At 67.9% G+C, this 14,710-nt stretch carries 12 protein-coding genes; 5 read left to right on the plus strand and 7 right to left on the minus strand.

The window, feature by feature from the left end; genetic code table 11:
* Positions 1-1,260 (minus strand): DEAD/DEAH box helicase (locus tag ACJQWM_RS05575; RefSeq protein WP_411306715.1); only part of this gene is annotated, 1,260 nt, incomplete at its 3' end.
* A gap of 707 nt (positions 1,261-1,967) precedes the next feature.
* On the opposite strand from ACJQWM_RS05575, the gene ACJQWM_RS05580 reads away from it, so the two are divergent.
* A complete protein-coding gene (locus ACJQWM_RS05580) occupies positions 1,968-4,010 on the plus strand; it encodes a M13 family metallopeptidase (RefSeq protein WP_332707588.1) in 2,043 nt (680 codons plus the stop codon).
* A 368-nt stretch (positions 4,011-4,378) separates the two neighbouring features.
* Here the strand turns inward: ACJQWM_RS05580 and ACJQWM_RS05585 are convergent, their stop codons facing one another.
* The gene (locus ACJQWM_RS05585; RefSeq protein WP_332707568.1) at positions 4,379-5,035 is read right to left on the minus strand and encodes a rhomboid family intramembrane serine protease; all 657 of its coding nucleotides are present in this window, start codon (positions 5,033-5,035) and stop codon (positions 4,379-4,381) included.
* Positions 5,036-5,112: 77 nt separating this feature from the next.
* A complete protein-coding gene (locus tag ACJQWM_RS05590; RefSeq protein ID WP_332707571.1) occupies positions 5,113-5,472 on the minus strand; it encodes an MGMT family protein in 360 nt (119 codons plus the stop codon).
* A 39-nt stretch (positions 5,473-5,511) separates the two neighbouring features.
* Between ACJQWM_RS05590 and ACJQWM_RS05595 the strand changes: the two genes are divergently transcribed.
* The 3 genes from ACJQWM_RS05595 (at position 5,512) to ACJQWM_RS05605 (ending at position 8,188) form a co-directional block, all read left to right on the plus strand.
* Positions 5,512-5,922 carry a hypothetical protein gene (locus ACJQWM_RS05595; protein ID WP_332707574.1) on the plus strand — a complete coding sequence of 137 codons (411 nt, stop codon included), beginning with the start codon at positions 5,512-5,514 and terminating at the stop codon, positions 5,920-5,922.
* A gap of 318 nt (positions 5,923-6,240) precedes the next feature.
* Positions 6,241-7,572: a hemolysin family protein gene (locus tag ACJQWM_RS05600; RefSeq protein ID WP_332707577.1), complete on the plus strand. Its 1,332-nt coding sequence runs from the start codon at positions 6,241-6,243 to the stop codon at positions 7,570-7,572.
* Positions 7,556-8,188, plus strand: a complete 633-nt coding sequence (locus ACJQWM_RS05605; RefSeq protein ID WP_332707580.1) for an exopolysaccharide biosynthesis protein — start codon at positions 7,556-7,558, stop codon at positions 8,186-8,188. Before ACJQWM_RS05600 ends, ACJQWM_RS05605 begins: the two co-directional genes overlap by 17 nt.
* A gap of 284 nt (positions 8,189-8,472) precedes the next feature.
* On the opposite strand, the gene ACJQWM_RS05610 is transcribed toward ACJQWM_RS05605, so the two are convergent.
* From ACJQWM_RS05610 to ACJQWM_RS05620, 3 genes are all read right to left on the minus strand, one after another.
* Positions 8,473-10,620, minus strand: coding sequence for a putative bifunctional diguanylate cyclase/phosphodiesterase (locus tag ACJQWM_RS05610; protein ID WP_332707583.1), 2,148 nt, complete (start codon positions 10,618-10,620; stop codon positions 8,473-8,475).
* The gene (locus ACJQWM_RS05615; RefSeq protein WP_411306729.1) at positions 10,617-11,561 is read right to left on the minus strand and encodes a phosphate/phosphite/phosphonate ABC transporter substrate-binding protein; all 945 of its coding nucleotides are present in this window, start codon (positions 11,559-11,561) and stop codon (positions 10,617-10,619) included. Before ACJQWM_RS05615 ends, ACJQWM_RS05610 begins: the two co-directional genes overlap by 4 nt.
* Positions 11,562-11,688: 127 nt before the next feature.
* A complete protein-coding gene (locus ACJQWM_RS05620; protein WP_411306730.1) occupies positions 11,689-12,441 on the minus strand; it encodes an RNA methyltransferase in 753 nt (250 codons plus the stop codon).
* Between the two features lie 140 nt (positions 12,442-12,581).
* Here ACJQWM_RS05620 and ACJQWM_RS05625 point away from each other — a divergent pair, with 140 nt between their 5' ends.
* Positions 12,582-13,409: an inositol monophosphatase family protein gene (locus ACJQWM_RS05625; protein ID WP_332707142.1), complete on the plus strand. Its 828-nt coding sequence runs from the start codon at positions 12,582-12,584 to the stop codon at positions 13,407-13,409.
* A 287-nt stretch (positions 13,410-13,696) separates the two neighbouring features.
* On the opposite strand, the gene secF is transcribed toward ACJQWM_RS05625, so the two are convergent.
* A complete protein-coding gene (secF, locus tag ACJQWM_RS05630) occupies positions 13,697-14,704 on the minus strand; it encodes a protein translocase subunit SecF (protein WP_332707182.1) in 1,008 nt (335 codons plus the stop codon).
* Positions 14,705-14,710: the final 6 nt, after the last annotated feature.

The following is a 14,710-nucleotide window of genomic DNA, read 5'->3' on the forward strand; positions in this document are numbered from 1 at the left end:
CAGGTGGCCCTTGCCGATGCCGCCGATCGCCGGCTTGCGCGGACCATTGCCGCCGGGGCGACCGCCCGGGCCGCGCGGGTTGGCGCCGCGGGCGCCCGGTGCATCCGAACCCATCCTGATCGGACGGGTCGGAGCGAAGCCTTCGATCACTTCCATCACGATGTCGTCCTTGAGGATGCGCTGGATCTGGCGCAGTAGACCGCCCTCGTCGGGCGAGACCAGCGACAGGGCCTCGCCGGTGGCGCCGTTGCGGCCGGTGCGGCCGATGCGGTGCACGTAGTCCTCCGCGACCATCGGCAGGTCGAAGTTGATCACCAGCGGCAGGTTGGGAATGTCCAGGCCGCGCGCGGCGACGTCGGTGGCGACCAGCACCCGGGCCTTGTTGGCCTTGAATGCGTTGAGCGCCTTCTGCCGCTGCGCCTGGCTCTTGTTGCCGTGGATCGCGACCGACTTCAGGCCGGCGGCCTCGAGCTGCTCGGACAGGCGGTTGCAGCCGTGCTTGGTGCGGCCGAATACCAGCACGCGGTCGTTCGGCCGCGCGGCCAGGATCTCGATCAGCAGGTCGCGCTTGCGGCCGCCGTCGACCGGATGGGCCTTGTGCGCGATGGTGTCGACGACCAGGTTGCGGGCGGCGATCTGCACCTGCTGCGGCTGGCGCATGAACTCCAGCGCGAGCTGCTTGAGCTGGGCCTCGAAGGTGGCCGAGAACAGCAGCGTTTGGCGCTGCGTCGGCACCCGGCCGAGGATGCGCTTGATCGCCGGCAGGAAGCCCATGTCGAGCATGCGGTCGGCCTCGTCCATGACCAGGATCTCGATCGCATCGAGCTTGGCGGTGCCGCGCTCCATGTGGTCGATCAGCCGGCCCGGGGTGGCCACCAGCACGTCGACGCCACGACGCAGCATGTCGGTCTGCGGGCCCATGCCGGCGCCGCCGTAGATCGCGCAGATGTTCGTGCGCAGGTACTTGGCATAGCCGCGCAGGCTTTCGGTGACCTGCACCGCCAGCTCGCGGGTCGGCACCAGGATCAGCGCGCGCGGCTTGCGCGGGCCGTTGACGCCGGTCTGCTTGGCCAACAGGTTCAGCAGCGGCAGGCCGAACGCGCCGGTCTTGCCGGTGCCGGTCTGGGCGCCGCCGAGCAGGTCGTGGCCGTCCAGGATCAGCGGGATGGCCTCGGACTGGATCGGGGTCGGGGTGTTGTAGTTCTGTTCGGTGAGCGCGCGCAGCACCGCGGGCGCAAGCCCGAGCGATTCGAAAGACATGTTGGAACTCCAAGTAGTGGATCCGCGGTTGAGGCGGAGTAACCCGGAGCGTTCCCTTGAACCGCGCTGCGAGTAATCGATTTTTAACGGTGCCGGATGCTCCGGACCGTGTCGGCGCTACGAAAGACGTGCGGAATAGGTCGCATTGAGAATTCCGTACGCGGCCAACGGGATGTCGGTCCGGAAGTGCGGGTTCGTGATCGTGGAAGATCGGGCAATGCGACCAGGCAAGCTGGGAAAACGTACCCCTTGCGGGGAGGCAGCCGTGCGCTGAACGGGCGAATCGTACGCGAACGATTGGGGCTGCGCCAGCAGTGCGTGGGTGGGATGTTCAGGAAGGGAGCTGCTGTCGGGCGATCCGCATGCAAAAGCAAATCCCCCCTGCCCCTTTCGCAAAGGGGGGAGCTGCACGGCGGTCGTTGGCCCCCTTCTTTGGAAAAGGAGGGCTGGGGAGGATTTGCACTTTGCCTCTGCCCCTGCCCCCCCTCCCTTGAACCGGCGATGCAGCAGCCAGACCCCATGAATGGCGTACCCGATCTGTGCGCCGCCACCGCGAGCCCATGACCTTCGACACCCCCTGCCCTCGCGGATGCCGTCTAAGGTGGCCGGTGCGCCCGTGTTCCGGGTTCCAACCCCGCCTCAATGCCGGAGTTCCTGACTTGAACAAACCCAAGATCCTGCTGCTGTCCCTCGCCGTCGCCACCGTCATGGCCGGCTGCAATCGCGACGACGCCGCGTCCACCGACGCAGGTGCTCCCGCTGCCGACGAGCCCCGCTTCACCATCGATGAAAGCGCGCTGCCGCCGGTCAACCGGTTCGCCCAGAGCGACATCGACGCCAGCGTCGACGCCTGCTCGGACTTTGGCAACTACGTCAACGGCAAGTGGCTCGCGGCCAACGACATTCCCGGCGACCGCACCTCCTGGGGCGCGTTCGAAATGCTCGACGAGCGCTCCAACACGATCCAGCGCCAGCTCGCCGAACAGGCCGCGGCGATGGAGGATGCGAGCGGCGTCGAGAAGATCGTCGGCGACCTTTGGGCCACCGGCATGGACGAAGCCGCGGTGAACGAGCAGGGCTTGGCGCCACTGCAGCCGCGGCTGGACGCGATCGCCGCGATCGACAGCCCCGAGGCGCTGGCCGAGTACCTGCGCACCAGCGCATCGACCGGCACCAACGTGCTGTTCGGCTTCTACGCCGGCCCGGACTTCAAGGACTCCGAGAGCAACATCGCCTACGCCATGCAGGGCGGCCTGGGCCTGCCCGACAAGACCTACTACACCGATCCCGACAAGGCCGACGACCTCGCCGCCTACCAGGCGCACGTCGCCAAGGTGCTGGAGCTGTCCGGCGTATCGGCCGACGAGGCGGCGACGCGGGCCGAGAACGTCGTTGCACTGGAGACGCGCCTGGCCGAAGCGTCCAAATCGCGGGTCGAGCTCTCGCGCGACGCCGAGCTGCGCTACAACCCGGTGTCGCTGGAGGAGGCCGATGAGCTGACGCCGAACTTCTCCTGGACTCGCTTCTTCGACTCCCAGGGCGTGGACGCGCCGGAGATGTTCTCGCTGGCGATCCCAGCGTTCCACCGGGAAGTCAGCGAAATGCTGACCGGCGTGCCGGTCGAGCAGTGGCGCAGCTATCTGCGCTTCCGCACGATCGACCGCGCCGCACCGTTCCTGTCGGAAGCGTTCGTGCAGGAGAACTACGACTTCTACGGCAAGACCCTGCGCGGGCAGCAGGAGATCCAGCCGCGCTGGAAGCGCACCCTGTCGACCATCGGCGGCCAGACCGGCGAGGCGCTCGGGCAGATGTACGTCGACGTGGCGTTCTCGCCCGAGTCCAAGGCGCGCATGGAGGAACTGGTTGAAAACCTCAGCGTGGCGCTGAAGGAGCGCATCCAGAACCTGGAGTGGATGGGCGAGGAAACCAAGGAAAAGGCGCTCGAGAAGTGGGCCAGCTTCACCCCGAAGATCGGCTATCCCGACAAGTGGCGTGACTGGAGTGGGTTGGAGACCGACCGCGACAGCTACCTGGGCAACGTGCTGGCGGCCAACGAGTTCAACTACCGCTGGAACGTCGGCAAGATCGGCCAGCCGGTCGACAAGACCGAATGGGGCATGAGCCCGCAGACGGTCAACGCCTACTACCGCTCCAGCGCCAACGAGATCGTATTCCCGGCCGCGATCCTGCAGCCGCCGTTCTTCGACCCGGATGCCGACGCGGCGCTCAACTATGGCGGCATCGGCGCGGTGATCGGGCACGAGATGATCCACGGCTACGACGACCAGGGCAGCCGCTTCGGGCCGACCGGCAACTTCGAGAACTGGTGGACCGAGGCCGACGCGACCGGCTTCAAGTCGCTGACCGACCAGCTGGTCAACCAGTTCAACGAGTACGAGGCCGCACCGGACCAGTTCGTCAACGGCAAGCTGACCCTGGGCGAGAACATCGCCGACCTCGGCGGGCTGGCGGTGTCGTTCGATGCGATGAAGGCCGCGACCGAGGGCGAGCCCGACCCGATGGTCGATGGCATGACCCGCGACCAGCGCTTCTTCGCCAACTGGGCCACGGTGTGGCGCCGCAATTTCACCCCGGAAGAACTGACCGTGCGCCTGGCGACCGACTCGCACGCCCCGGCCAACTTCCGCGCGATGGGTGCGCCGTCCAACCTGCCGGCGTTCGCCGCGGCCTACTCTTGCGAGCCCGGCGATCCGATGGTGCGCGACGATGACCGGATCGTGATCTGGTAATCGGCTGAGCAATTGCCTGCATCAGAAGGCCCGGGCACTGCCCGGGCCTTTTTGTTTGGGCGGAGGTCGAGCAGAAGCAACGGCAACATCAACCGCAAATCTCCCCCAGCCCCTCTTTGTCAAAGAGGGGAGACAAGCGGGAATGCAGGTCTGATGACTTGTTGTTTGGTCGAGCCTGGGAAGAACTGCGCAACTGCACGTCGCCGACCGCACAGGCTTTTGCTTCCCTCTTTGTCAAAGAGAGGAGACAAGCGGGAACGCAGGTCTGATGACTTGTTGTTTGGCCGAGCCTGGGAAGAACTGCGCAACTGCACGCCGCCGACCGCACAGGCTTTTGCTTCCCTCTTTGTCAGAAGCGGGCCCGCCGGCTAGTGCACGCGCCGCGGCCTCGGCGGGCCACGGCGGTTGAACGGGGGCTGGCCGCGCCAATAGCGGATCAGCAACCAGCCGAACAACATTCCGCCCAGGTGCGCGAAGTGCGCCACCCCCGGCTGCCAGCCGGTAAACCCCAGCAGCAGCGTGATCGCGCCATAGACGATCACCAGCGTCCGCGCCTTCATCGGGATCGGTGGGATCAACAGCATCACCCGCTGGTGCGGGAACAACATGCCGTAGGCCAGCAGCAGCCCAAACACCCCGCCCGAGGCGCCGACGGTCGGGTACGGTGGCGCGCCCTGCGCCATCGTCCACGCGCCCACCGCGAGCTGGCATACCGCTGCGCCGCCGACGCAGACCAGGAAGAAGGTCAGGAAGCGGCGTTGGCCCCAGATGTGCTCGATTGGCGCGCCGAACATGAGCAAGGCCAGCATGTTGAACAGCAGGTGGGCAAAACCCCCGTGCATGAAGCCGTAGGTCAGCAACTGCCACGGCAGGAATCCGCCGACGCCGTATGGGCTGCCGCCGCTGTCCAGCGGCCACAGCATGAACGACGCCAGCGCTGCGTCGCCCAGTGCCAGTTGCAGCAGGAACACCACTCCATTGGCGATCAGCAGTGCCCGGGTCACGGGCGGCAGGTTGGCGAACATCTCGGCTCCTTGGGCGGTCGCGTCATGGTAGCCGCTGGCGGGCCGGACCGGGCTTCACGCGTGCGCAACAGCGCGTCTCAGTCCGGCGGCGGCCCCCATACCTGCGCATCGACGGTCGCCACCGCGCGCGCGCCGCGCACGCGTCCGGCCTCGACCCGCAGCCCCTCCGAGCGCAACCGCGCGCATTGCTCGCGGTATCCGGGCGAGCCTTCCGGCAGCGCGATGCGGCCGTCCGAGCGCAGCACCCGGTGCCAGGGCAGTGCCCGGTCGTCATTGTGGCTGAGCAGCCGCGCCACCAGCCGCGCCCGGCCCGGCAGGCCGGCGCGGCGGGCGACTTCGCCATAGCCGGCGACCTGGCCGCGCGGGATCGCCCGCACCACGGCCAGGATGCGTGCCGCGGTGTCAACTCCGTCAGGGGCGTCGCCGCGCACGTGCATCGGGGTAGCATAGCCACCTCCCCCGCGAATGGAGCCGCCGTGCGCAATTTCGAATCGATCCGCCGCCACATCAAGGCCGCCGGTTTCCGAGTGACCATGCAGGACGAGGATGTCCTGTGCACCGAACTCTCGCTCGAACAGGGCACGCGGCACCAGGCGATCTTCCTGTCGGAACTCGACGACGACGACGGCCGGCCCTACCTGCGGGTCAGCACCGCGGTGGCGCCGACCACCGGCATGGATGCGCGGCGCGCGCTGGTGTTCAACTGGCAGAGCCGGGTCGGCTATCTCGCCATCGGCGACCTCGACGGCGTCCCCTACCTGCAGCTGTGCGAGAACCGCCCCTACGACGGGCTCGATGGCGCCGAGATCGACCGCCTGGTGCTGGAGATCGGCGGCCTGGGCGACCGCATGGAGCGAATGATGTCGGCCGGTGGCGATCTGCTCTGAACGCGGGACGTCAGGCCTGCGGCGGCATAGACGGGAAAGTCGTCCGCCATGCGGCGCATATGCACAGCCCCTCGATCGGCCCGGTGCCGCGCGCTCTGGCCACAATCATCACCCTCTGATGCAGCCGCGCAGCGCGTGCATGCTGCAGGGGCCTTCACGAGGCCCGGCTTCACGCGCCTGCTAAGATCGGCGCTGTTTTCGCTGCCCCTCTCGCCCCCTCTAAATGGACGACGACCCTAAACCTCCGCCTGCCCCGGCCTCGCAGCCTGCGCAATACCCGGCCTGCCCTTGTTCGCGACGACAGGAGGCCCGGAGCGGATGTTCGAACTGACCGTCGTACTGGTGCTGATCGCCTTCAACGGCTTCTTCGCGCTGTCGGAAATGTCGGTGGTGACCGCGCGCAAGCCCCGGCTCAGGCAGCTCGGCGGCACCAGCCGGAAGGCGCGCAAGGCGCTGGAGCTGGCCGAACACCCCGAACGCTTCCTCTCGACCGTGCAGGTCGGCATTACCCTGATCGTGATCCTGACCGGCATGTTCGGCGGCGACGCCATCGGCGCCTCGATCGGCGCCTGGCTGTCCACAACGGTCCCGGCGACCGGCGAATACGCGGTTCCGATCGGCAAGGGGCTCGCGGTCGCGCTGATCACCTACCTCAGCATTGTGTTCGGCGAGCTGCTGCCCAAGCGGCTGGCCTTGCTGGCACCGGAAAAAGTGGCCAGCGCGGTGGCGCTGCCGATGAACTGGGTCTCGCGCATCGCCACACCGGCGGTATGGCTGCTCACCGTCAGCACCCGCGGGGTGCTCAGGTTGCTGCGGCTGAACAATACCCAGGCCTCGCAGGTGACTGAAGAGGAGATCCGGATGCTGGTCAGCGAGAGCCACGAGCAGGGCGTGATCGACGCCGACGAGCGCAAGATGATGTATCGCGTGCTCGGCCTGGGCGACCGCACCGCCGAGAGCCTGATGACGCCGCGCACGCGCATCAACTGGCTGGACGCGGACGGCAGCCTGGAGGAAAACCTGCAGGCGATGCGCGAGAGCCCCTTCTCGCGCTTCCCGGTCTACCGCGAAAACGACCGCGAAGTGGTCGGCGTGCTCGAGGCCAAGTCCCTGCTGGAGGACATCGGCAAGGGCGCACCGGACCTGTTCGGCCGCCTGCGCGAGGCGGTCTTCGTGTCCGAGTCGACCCACGCGCTGAAGCTGCTGGAAATCTTCCGCGAGGAGCAGCAGTCGCTGGCGCTGGTGGTCGACGAGTACGGCGATGTCACCGGCCTGGTCACCATCAACGACCTGATGGGCGCGGTGATCGGCCGGCTGCAGCTCGGCCTGAATCCGTCGCACGAGTCGGTGCCCGACCACGCGCCGGTGATCCAGCGCGAGGACGGCTCATTCCTGATCGATGGCTCGCTGCACGTGGAGGATCTGCGTGAACTGATCGACGGCGACAAACTGCCCGACGAGGACGACCACGATTTCCACACCGTCGCCGGCATGGTGATCTCGCACTTCGGTCGTATCCCGCACGTCGGGGAGTTCTTCGCCTGGGATAGCTGGCGGATCGAGGTGGTCGACCTGGACGGTCCGCGTATCGACAAGCTGTTGCTGCAGCGGCGGGAATCCGACGCCGGATCCGATGAAACCGTCGGTTGAACCCAACGCTCCTGAGGCCGGCACCCGGGCACTGCTCGATGCCTTCGCCGCCGGTGATCCGGACCAGACGCTCAGGCTCGGCGACGTGTTCGCCGGGCTGGGCCGGCGCTCGTTCGGCATGCTCCTGTTCGTCTCGACGCTGCCTGCATTCTTTCCGATCCCCGGGGTCGGCGGCGCGATCAGCGGCCCCCTGACGATCCTGATCGGCGCGCAACTGTTGATCGGCCTGCGCACACCGTGGCTGCCGAGATTCGTCGCCAACCGCGGTCCGCACCGCAGTGCGATGGCGCGCTTCCGCGACCTGCTGTCGCCGTGGTTGAGGCGGCTGGAGCGCGTGGTGCGTCCGCGCGCCGCCATCCTGCTCGACCATCGCCTGGCCAACGCATTGAGCGGCGTGTTGGTGATCCTGCTGGGCCTGTTGCTGGCGCTGCCGATTCCGCTGACCAACTACCTGTTCGCCGGGCATATGCTGCTGTTCGCCTTCGCGCTGCTCGAACGCGACGGCCGCCTGATGGCGGTGGCATGGGGCGCCGGGGTGGTATCGATCGTGATATTCGGCGTGCTGTCGGGCACCCTGGTCGCCGCTGCGGCCCGCTGGATCGACCTGCTGATTTGATGCGCGCAACGGCATTGGTCCGCCAAGGACGCAAAAAGTAAAATCAAGACGAAGAGCTCGTAGGGTGGGCTGGCAAGCCCGGCAGGCGCATGGAACGAGTGCTGGGCTTGTCAGCCCAGCCTACGAGTCCCGCGATTTTCGCCGTTGCCAAGACGCAGCGACAACCTGGCGCACATGGCCAGCCAACCCGGCAACCGCCCTCCTTTTTTCTTACTTCCTTACTTCTTACTTTCTTTCCTTTTTTTGCGTCTTTCGCGTCCTTTCCGGACAAACCCCCGCTCCACTCAGCGCAACAGCGCCATGAATTCGTCCAGCGGCACCGGGTGGCCGAGCCAATAACCCTGCGCCAGGTCGCAGCCGCGCTCGCGCAGGATGGTGAACTGGCCCTCCTTCTCCACGCCCTCGGCGACCACCGTGATGCCGAGTGAGTGCGCCATCGCGATGATCGCGGTGGTCAGGGCCAGGTCGTCGGGATCGCGCAGGATGTCGGCGATGAAGCTGCGGTCGATCTTGACCCCGTCCACCGGCACCCGGCGCAGGTGGCTCAGACCGGAGAAACCGGTGCCGAAGTCGTCGAGCCAGACCTTGACCCCGGTGCTGCGCAGGCGCGACAGCAGGCTGCTGGCCAGGGCTTCGTCACCGATCACCGCGGTCTCGGTGAGCTCCAGGTGCAACCGCTGCGGGTCTAGCCCGCTGTCGTGCAGGCATCCGGCCACCACCTCGGGCAGCGTGCCGCTGCGCAACTGCCGCGGCGAAACATTGACCGCGAGGAACAGCGGCTCGGCGCCTTCGCGCGCCTGTTGCCACAGCACCGCATCGTTGCAGGCGCTGCGCAGCACCTGGGGGCCCAGCGTTTCGATCAGGCCGCTCTGCTCGGCCACATCGATGAACACCGACGGCGAGATCATGCCCTGCTCCGGGTGTCTCCAGCGCAGCAGCGCCTCGGCGCCGATCATCAGGCCATCGGCCAACCGGTAGACCGGCTGGTATGCCAGGCTGAGTTCGCCGCGGTCCCAGGCGCCGCGCAGCTCGTGCTCCAGATTCACCCGGCGCTCGACCGCCTGATCCATCGCGCGGCTGTAGAAACGGAAGCAGTTCTTGCCGGCGACCTTGGCCTGGTACATCGCGATGTCGCCGTTCTTCATCAGCGGCGTGGCGCCGACCGCGTCCTCGGGGAACAGGGTGATTCCGATCGAGGTGCCGAGGAACACCTGCCGGTCGCGCAGGGTGATCGGCTGGCCGAGTTCGGCCACCAATATCTCGGCCAGCCGGGTGGCCACCGCGCGCACGTCGCCGCTGTCGGTCGCGCTGCCCTGGACCAGGATCACGAACTCGTCGCCGCCGAAACGGGCCAGAATCGCGTCTGCGCCGCCGTAGCGCTCCACCGCCTCGCGGATGCGGCTGGCGAACAGCAACAGCACCTCGTCGCCAACGTCGTGGCCGAGGGTGTCATTGACCCGCTTGAAATCGTCGATGTCGGCGAACAGCAACCCCAGCTGCCGCCCCGCGCCATGCAACTGCAGCAGCCGGCGGTCGAGCGCCTCGCGGAACGCGAGCCGGTTGGCCAGCCCGGTGAGCGCGTCGGTGTAGGCCATCCGGCGGATGTCGCGATCGTGCCGGGCGACGCTCTGGCTCATGCGGTCGAACGCGCGGGTGAGGTCGCCGACCTCGTCGTCGCGGTCGTTGGACGGCGCCCGGGTGTCGAACTGCCCGGCCTCGATCGCCCGCGCCGATTCGACCAGGTCGCGGATCGGCCGCACCAGCCAGCGCTGGGTCAGCCACAGCATCACCGCGCCGAACGCCAGCAGCCCACCACTGAGCAGCCCGACCCCCCACAGATGCCGCCGACCGAGCTCGTCCAGCCGCTCGCGCAGGTTGGCCACGGCCTGGTCCTGGAAGCCGCGCGCGCTCTGCAGGTCCAGCCCCAGGCGCACCCCGCCGATGCGCTGGCTGCCGATCATGATCGGCGACGCCACATCCATCACCGGGCCGTCGACCGCCGTGTCATTGAACTGCGTGTGCGTGGTCCGCGCCGCGACCGCGCCGGGCGCCAGCGCGTCCTCCATCGGTTGACCGTAGCGGGCGATCTCCTCGCTGCCGTCGTGGACGATGTTTCCATCAGCGTCGAACACGATCACGTAGCGCGTGCCCGGCTGGCGCAGCGCGGCGCGGCTTAGCACGCCGATGGTGTCGAGGTCGAAGTAGTACAGCGGATTGGCCAGCGAATCGGTCAGCTGGCCGACCGTGCCCTCGCCGCGCCGGCGCAGGCTGTCGCCGACGATCGCCTGCATGGCCTCGCGGCTGAGCACCTCGACCTCGCTCTGCATCCGCTCCTGGCGTTGCAGCATCAGCATGATCAGCACCAGCACCACCAGCAGCGCCAGGCCGATCATCGCGAGGAACCGCGCCTGCAAGCCGTAGCGGAGCTTCATTCGACCTCGCCGCGCACGCGCGCCACGCCGGCGGCAATGCGCTCCAGCGATCGCGCCGAAGCTGCGTCGACCGGCAGGAACTGCGTGGTGCCGAAGAACTGCCGCAGCGCGCCGGCGGCGGCAGGGTCGCTCGCCGCCTCCGCCAGCACCTGGTACAGCCGCGCCCGGACCCGCGGATCCAGGCCGCCGCGCACCACCTCGACCGCGCGCGGGAATTCCCAGGTCCGCTCGAATACCACCAGGTCATCGCGGAAAGCCAGTGGCATGCGCGCGGGATTGTTCCAGTCCAGATCGCTCATCACCCCGACGTCGACCAGCCCCTTGTGCACCCACGTCGCGATGTTGAGTTCGGAACGCGCGAACAGGTATCCGACCTCGGCCGCGTCGGTGCGGTCGTGCGGCGAGAGCAGTATTTCCAGTTGGATGTCGTGGGCCAGCAATGCCGCGGCCGGCACGAAGTAGGCACTGGTGGAGGACGGGCGCTGGAATGCGACGCTGTGCCCGCGCATCTGCGACAGCGCGCGGATGTCGCTGTCGCGCCGGACGAAGAACACGCTGCGGTAATGGCTGTGGCCGCCGCGCTCGGTCAGCAGCAGCGGCTCGGCACCGGCGCGCTGGCGCAGCAGCATCGCGGTGCCGGCGGTTTCGGTGACCCAGTCGACGCGGCCGCGGCGCAAGTAGCTGGCCATCTGCTGCGGGTCACGCGCCATCAGCACCCGGCCCTCGCGGATCCCGACATCGGCCATGCGCGGCACCACGTAGTCGAGCAGCGGTCGCAATTGGTCGTAGTGGGCCTTGGGGTCGTCGCTGATGCGCCCGAGCACCAGCACGCTGTCGCCCGACGGCGCGGCGGCCGGTTGCTGCGCCCAGGCCGACAGTGGCGCGCCCGCGCTGCACCCCACGGCGAACAGTACGGCGATTATCTGGCGCAGGCGTTGGATCAAGAGCGGAACCCGGTCCGGTAGCAGACCGGGAGCCTAATCGAAAGCTGCGCGGGCCGATACCGCTGGGTACCGGTTAGGTTGCAAGAACCGGACCGGACCTGCGGCAGGCGCCCGTCCAAGGGATTCAGCGGCGCTGCCCGGCCAGCATCGCCATGCGGTCGGCGTCGGCCAGGATCCCGCGCAGCAGGCGCACCTCGCGGACGTCGAGTTCGGCGCGCAGGAACAGGCGCCGCAGCTTGCGCATCGCCGAGTCGGGCGCGCGGCCCTTGTGGAAATCGATGGCATCCAGGGTGCCGGCCAGTTGGCCGAAAAACCCCTCCAGTTCGGCGTGCGAGGCCGGCGGGTCGGCCCGCCCGGCGCCGCCGGAGTCGTCCGGCTGCGCAGCCAGAAGGGCCAGGCGCAGCTCGTAGCTGAGCACCTGTACCGCGGCGGCAAGGTTCAGCGAGCTGTACTCGGGATTGGCCGGGATGTGCACCGCGGCGTGGCACAGCTGCAGCTCGTCGTTGCTCAGCCCGGTGCGCTCGCGGCCGAACACCAGCGCGACCTCGGCGCCGTCGCCGGCCGCGGCCACCGCGCGCGCGGCGCCGTCGCGCGGCAGCAGCTCGTCCAGTGCCACGCGGCGGCTGCGTGCGGTGCAGCCCAGCACCAGGCGGCAGTCGGCGAGGGCATCGGCCAGGCTGGCGTGGTGGACGGCGGCCGACAGCACGTCGTCGGCGCCCGCGGCGAGCGCGTGGGCCTCGATGTCCAGCGGTTTCTCCGGCGCCACCAGCACCAGCCGCGACAACCCCATCGTCTTGATCGCGCGCGCGGCCGAGCCGATGTTGCCGGGGTGCTGGGTGCCGACCAGCACGATGCGTATCCGGTCGGGTGGTGTGATCACGGGGCGATGATACTCATGGGAGGCAAGGTACTCATGGGGCGCAATGGTAAACTCCGCGGCCGGCCACGGGCCGGATCGCTCTTTTTCCCCGCCAGCCGTCCCCCACCTGTTCGCCCAGTTCGCCGAGGCCGTTCGCCATGCAGAAACCCGCCGTCACCCTCATGGTCAAGGCCGCCCGCGCCGCCGGCAACGTGCTGCTGCGGCACATGTACAAGCTGGACGCGCTGAACGTGGTCGAGAAGGACCGGATGGATTTCGCCAGCGAAGTCGACGAGCTGGCCGAGAAGGAGATCACGAAGGAGTTCCGCCGCTCCACCCCGGACTACGCGATCCTCGGCGAGGAAAGCGGCTCGACCAACACCCGCGGCAACAGCCGCTTCACCTGGGTGATCGACCCGCTGGACGGCACCAGCAACTACCTGCGCGGCATCCCGCACTTCTGCGTGTCGATCGCGCTGGTGGAGAACGGCGAGCCGGTCCACGGCGTGATCTTCGACCCGCTGCGCAACGAGCTGTTCACCTCCAGCCGCGGCAGCGGCACGGTGCTCAACGAGAAGCGCGTGCGCGTGGCCGACCGCAAGGACCTCAAGGGCGCGATGCTGATCACCGGATTCGCGCCGCGCGAGCGCTCGCGCGCCAGTGCGCACCTGAAGTGCATCGACACGCTGCTGACCGAGGCCGAGGACATCCGCCGGACCGGCTCGGCCGCGCTCGACCTGGCCTACATCGCCTGCGGCCGTGCCGACGCCTACTTCGAGGCCGGAGTGAAGCCCTGGGACATCGCCGCCGGCGCACTGATGGTGCGCGAGGCCGGCGGCAAGATCAGCGATTTCCACGGACGCAGCACCGGCCCGATGGACGCCCGCGGAGTGGCGGGCCGCCCGGTGGTTGCCGGCAACATCAAGGTCGCCGAACTGCTGCAGCAGAAGATCGTCAACACCGGCTACGCCGCCGCCTTTGAATAGCCCTTGTAGGAGCGCCCCATGGGCGCGATCGCTCTACTGCGCATGGTGCGATCGCGGGCATGGCCCGCTCCTACAAAAGATCACGCCGCAGCATGATCCTTAGAGCCGAGCTTGCTCTGCTGCGCCTCCGCAGCGATCGGGGCACGCTCTACGCGTTGTAGGAGCGCCCCATGGGCGCGATCGCCCTACTACGCATGGTGTGATCGCGGGCATGGCCCGCTCCTACAAAATCCGCGAAAAAAAGGCCGCGGAATTCCGCGGCCTCTTGTTGCCGGCTGACGCGACCGTTACGGCCGGCGCGCCAGCTCGGCCTCGTCGCGCGCCTTGGGCATCAGGTCCTGCTTGGTGACGCTCAGCGGTCCAATGGTCAGCAGCGGCGCGGCCACGAAGATCGAGGACAGGGTACCGATCATCACGCCGATCAGCATCGCCTCGGCCATGCCGGTGAGCGACCCGCCGCCGTAGAAATACAGCGCCAGCATCGTCAGCAGCGCGACGAAGGAGGTGATCACCGTGCGCGACAGGGTCTGGTTGATCGACCGGTTCAGCACCGTCAACGGATCGGTGCGCAGCGCGCGGAAGTTCTCGCGTATGCGATCGAACACCACGATGGTGTCGTTGATCGAGAAGCCCATCACCGACAGCACGCCGGCCAGCACCGTCAGGTCGAACTCATGCCCACTGAGCGCAAACCAGCCGCTGACCACCATGACGTCGAACAATGTGGTCAGGACCGCGGCAATGGCGAACTTCTTCTCGAAGCGCAGCGAGATGTAGATCAGGAATCCGACCACCACAAAGATCAGTGCCCAGATCCCGTTGATCGCGAGCTCCTCGCCGATCTGCGGCCCGACGTACTCGCTGCGCAGCACCGTGACCGGATTGCCATCGATCACCAGCGCGCGCTGGATATCCGCGGCGGTGTCATCTCCGATACCACCGGTCTCGCCCGCTTGCGCAGCGTCGATGGCGGCGGACGCAGCGCCGTCCTCGACCGTCGCCGGCCGCAGGCGCACCAGCAGGTCGGTGCCGGAGCCGAAGGTCTGCACCTGGGCGCCGCCGTAACCGGCCTGTTCGAGCCGGTCGCGGACGTCATCGACCACCACCGGGCGCTCGAAGCGCAGTTCGGTCACCGTGCCGCCGGTGAAGTCGAGGGCGAAATTGAAGCCCTTGCCGGCGATCGCGCCGATCGCGACCAGCATCATCACCAGCGCGATCGACAGCGACACCCAGCGCAGGCGCATGAAGTTGAAGTTGGCGTCGTACGGGAACACGTTCAATGGTTTCATCTGGATGAGCTC

Origin of the sequence: Novilysobacter longmucuonensis (assembly GCF_046600735.1) — a bacterium.
Taxonomy (GTDB): Bacteria; Pseudomonadota; Gammaproteobacteria; order Xanthomonadales; family Xanthomonadaceae; genus Novilysobacter_A; species Novilysobacter_A longmucuonensis.

What these genes read in the sequence shown, in the direction of transcription:
- ACJQWM_RS05625 (WP_332707142.1), top strand. Translation starts at nt 12,582, where the DNA reads ATGCAGAAACCCGCCGTCACCCTCATGGTCAAGGCCGCCCGCGCCGCC.
- ACJQWM_RS05590 (WP_332707571.1), bottom strand. Translation starts at nt 5,472, where the DNA reads ATGCACGTGCGCGGCGACGCCCCTGACGGAGTTGACACCGCGGCACGC.
- ACJQWM_RS05605 (WP_332707580.1), top strand. Translation starts at nt 7,556, where the DNA reads ATGAAACCGTCGGTTGAACCCAACGCTCCTGAGGCCGGCACCCGGGCA.
- ACJQWM_RS05580 (WP_332707588.1), top strand. Translation starts at nt 1,968, where the DNA reads ATGGCCGGCTGCAATCGCGACGACGCCGCGTCCACCGACGCAGGTGCT.
- ACJQWM_RS05610 (WP_332707583.1), bottom strand. Translation starts at nt 10,620, where the DNA reads ATGAAGCTCCGCTACGGCTTGCAGGCGCGGTTCCTCGCGATGATCGGC.
- ACJQWM_RS05600 (WP_332707577.1), top strand. Translation starts at nt 6,241, where the DNA reads ATGTTCGAACTGACCGTCGTACTGGTGCTGATCGCCTTCAACGGCTTC.
- ACJQWM_RS05585 (WP_332707568.1), bottom strand. Translation starts at nt 5,035, where the DNA reads ATGTTCGCCAACCTGCCGCCCGTGACCCGGGCACTGCTGATCGCCAAT.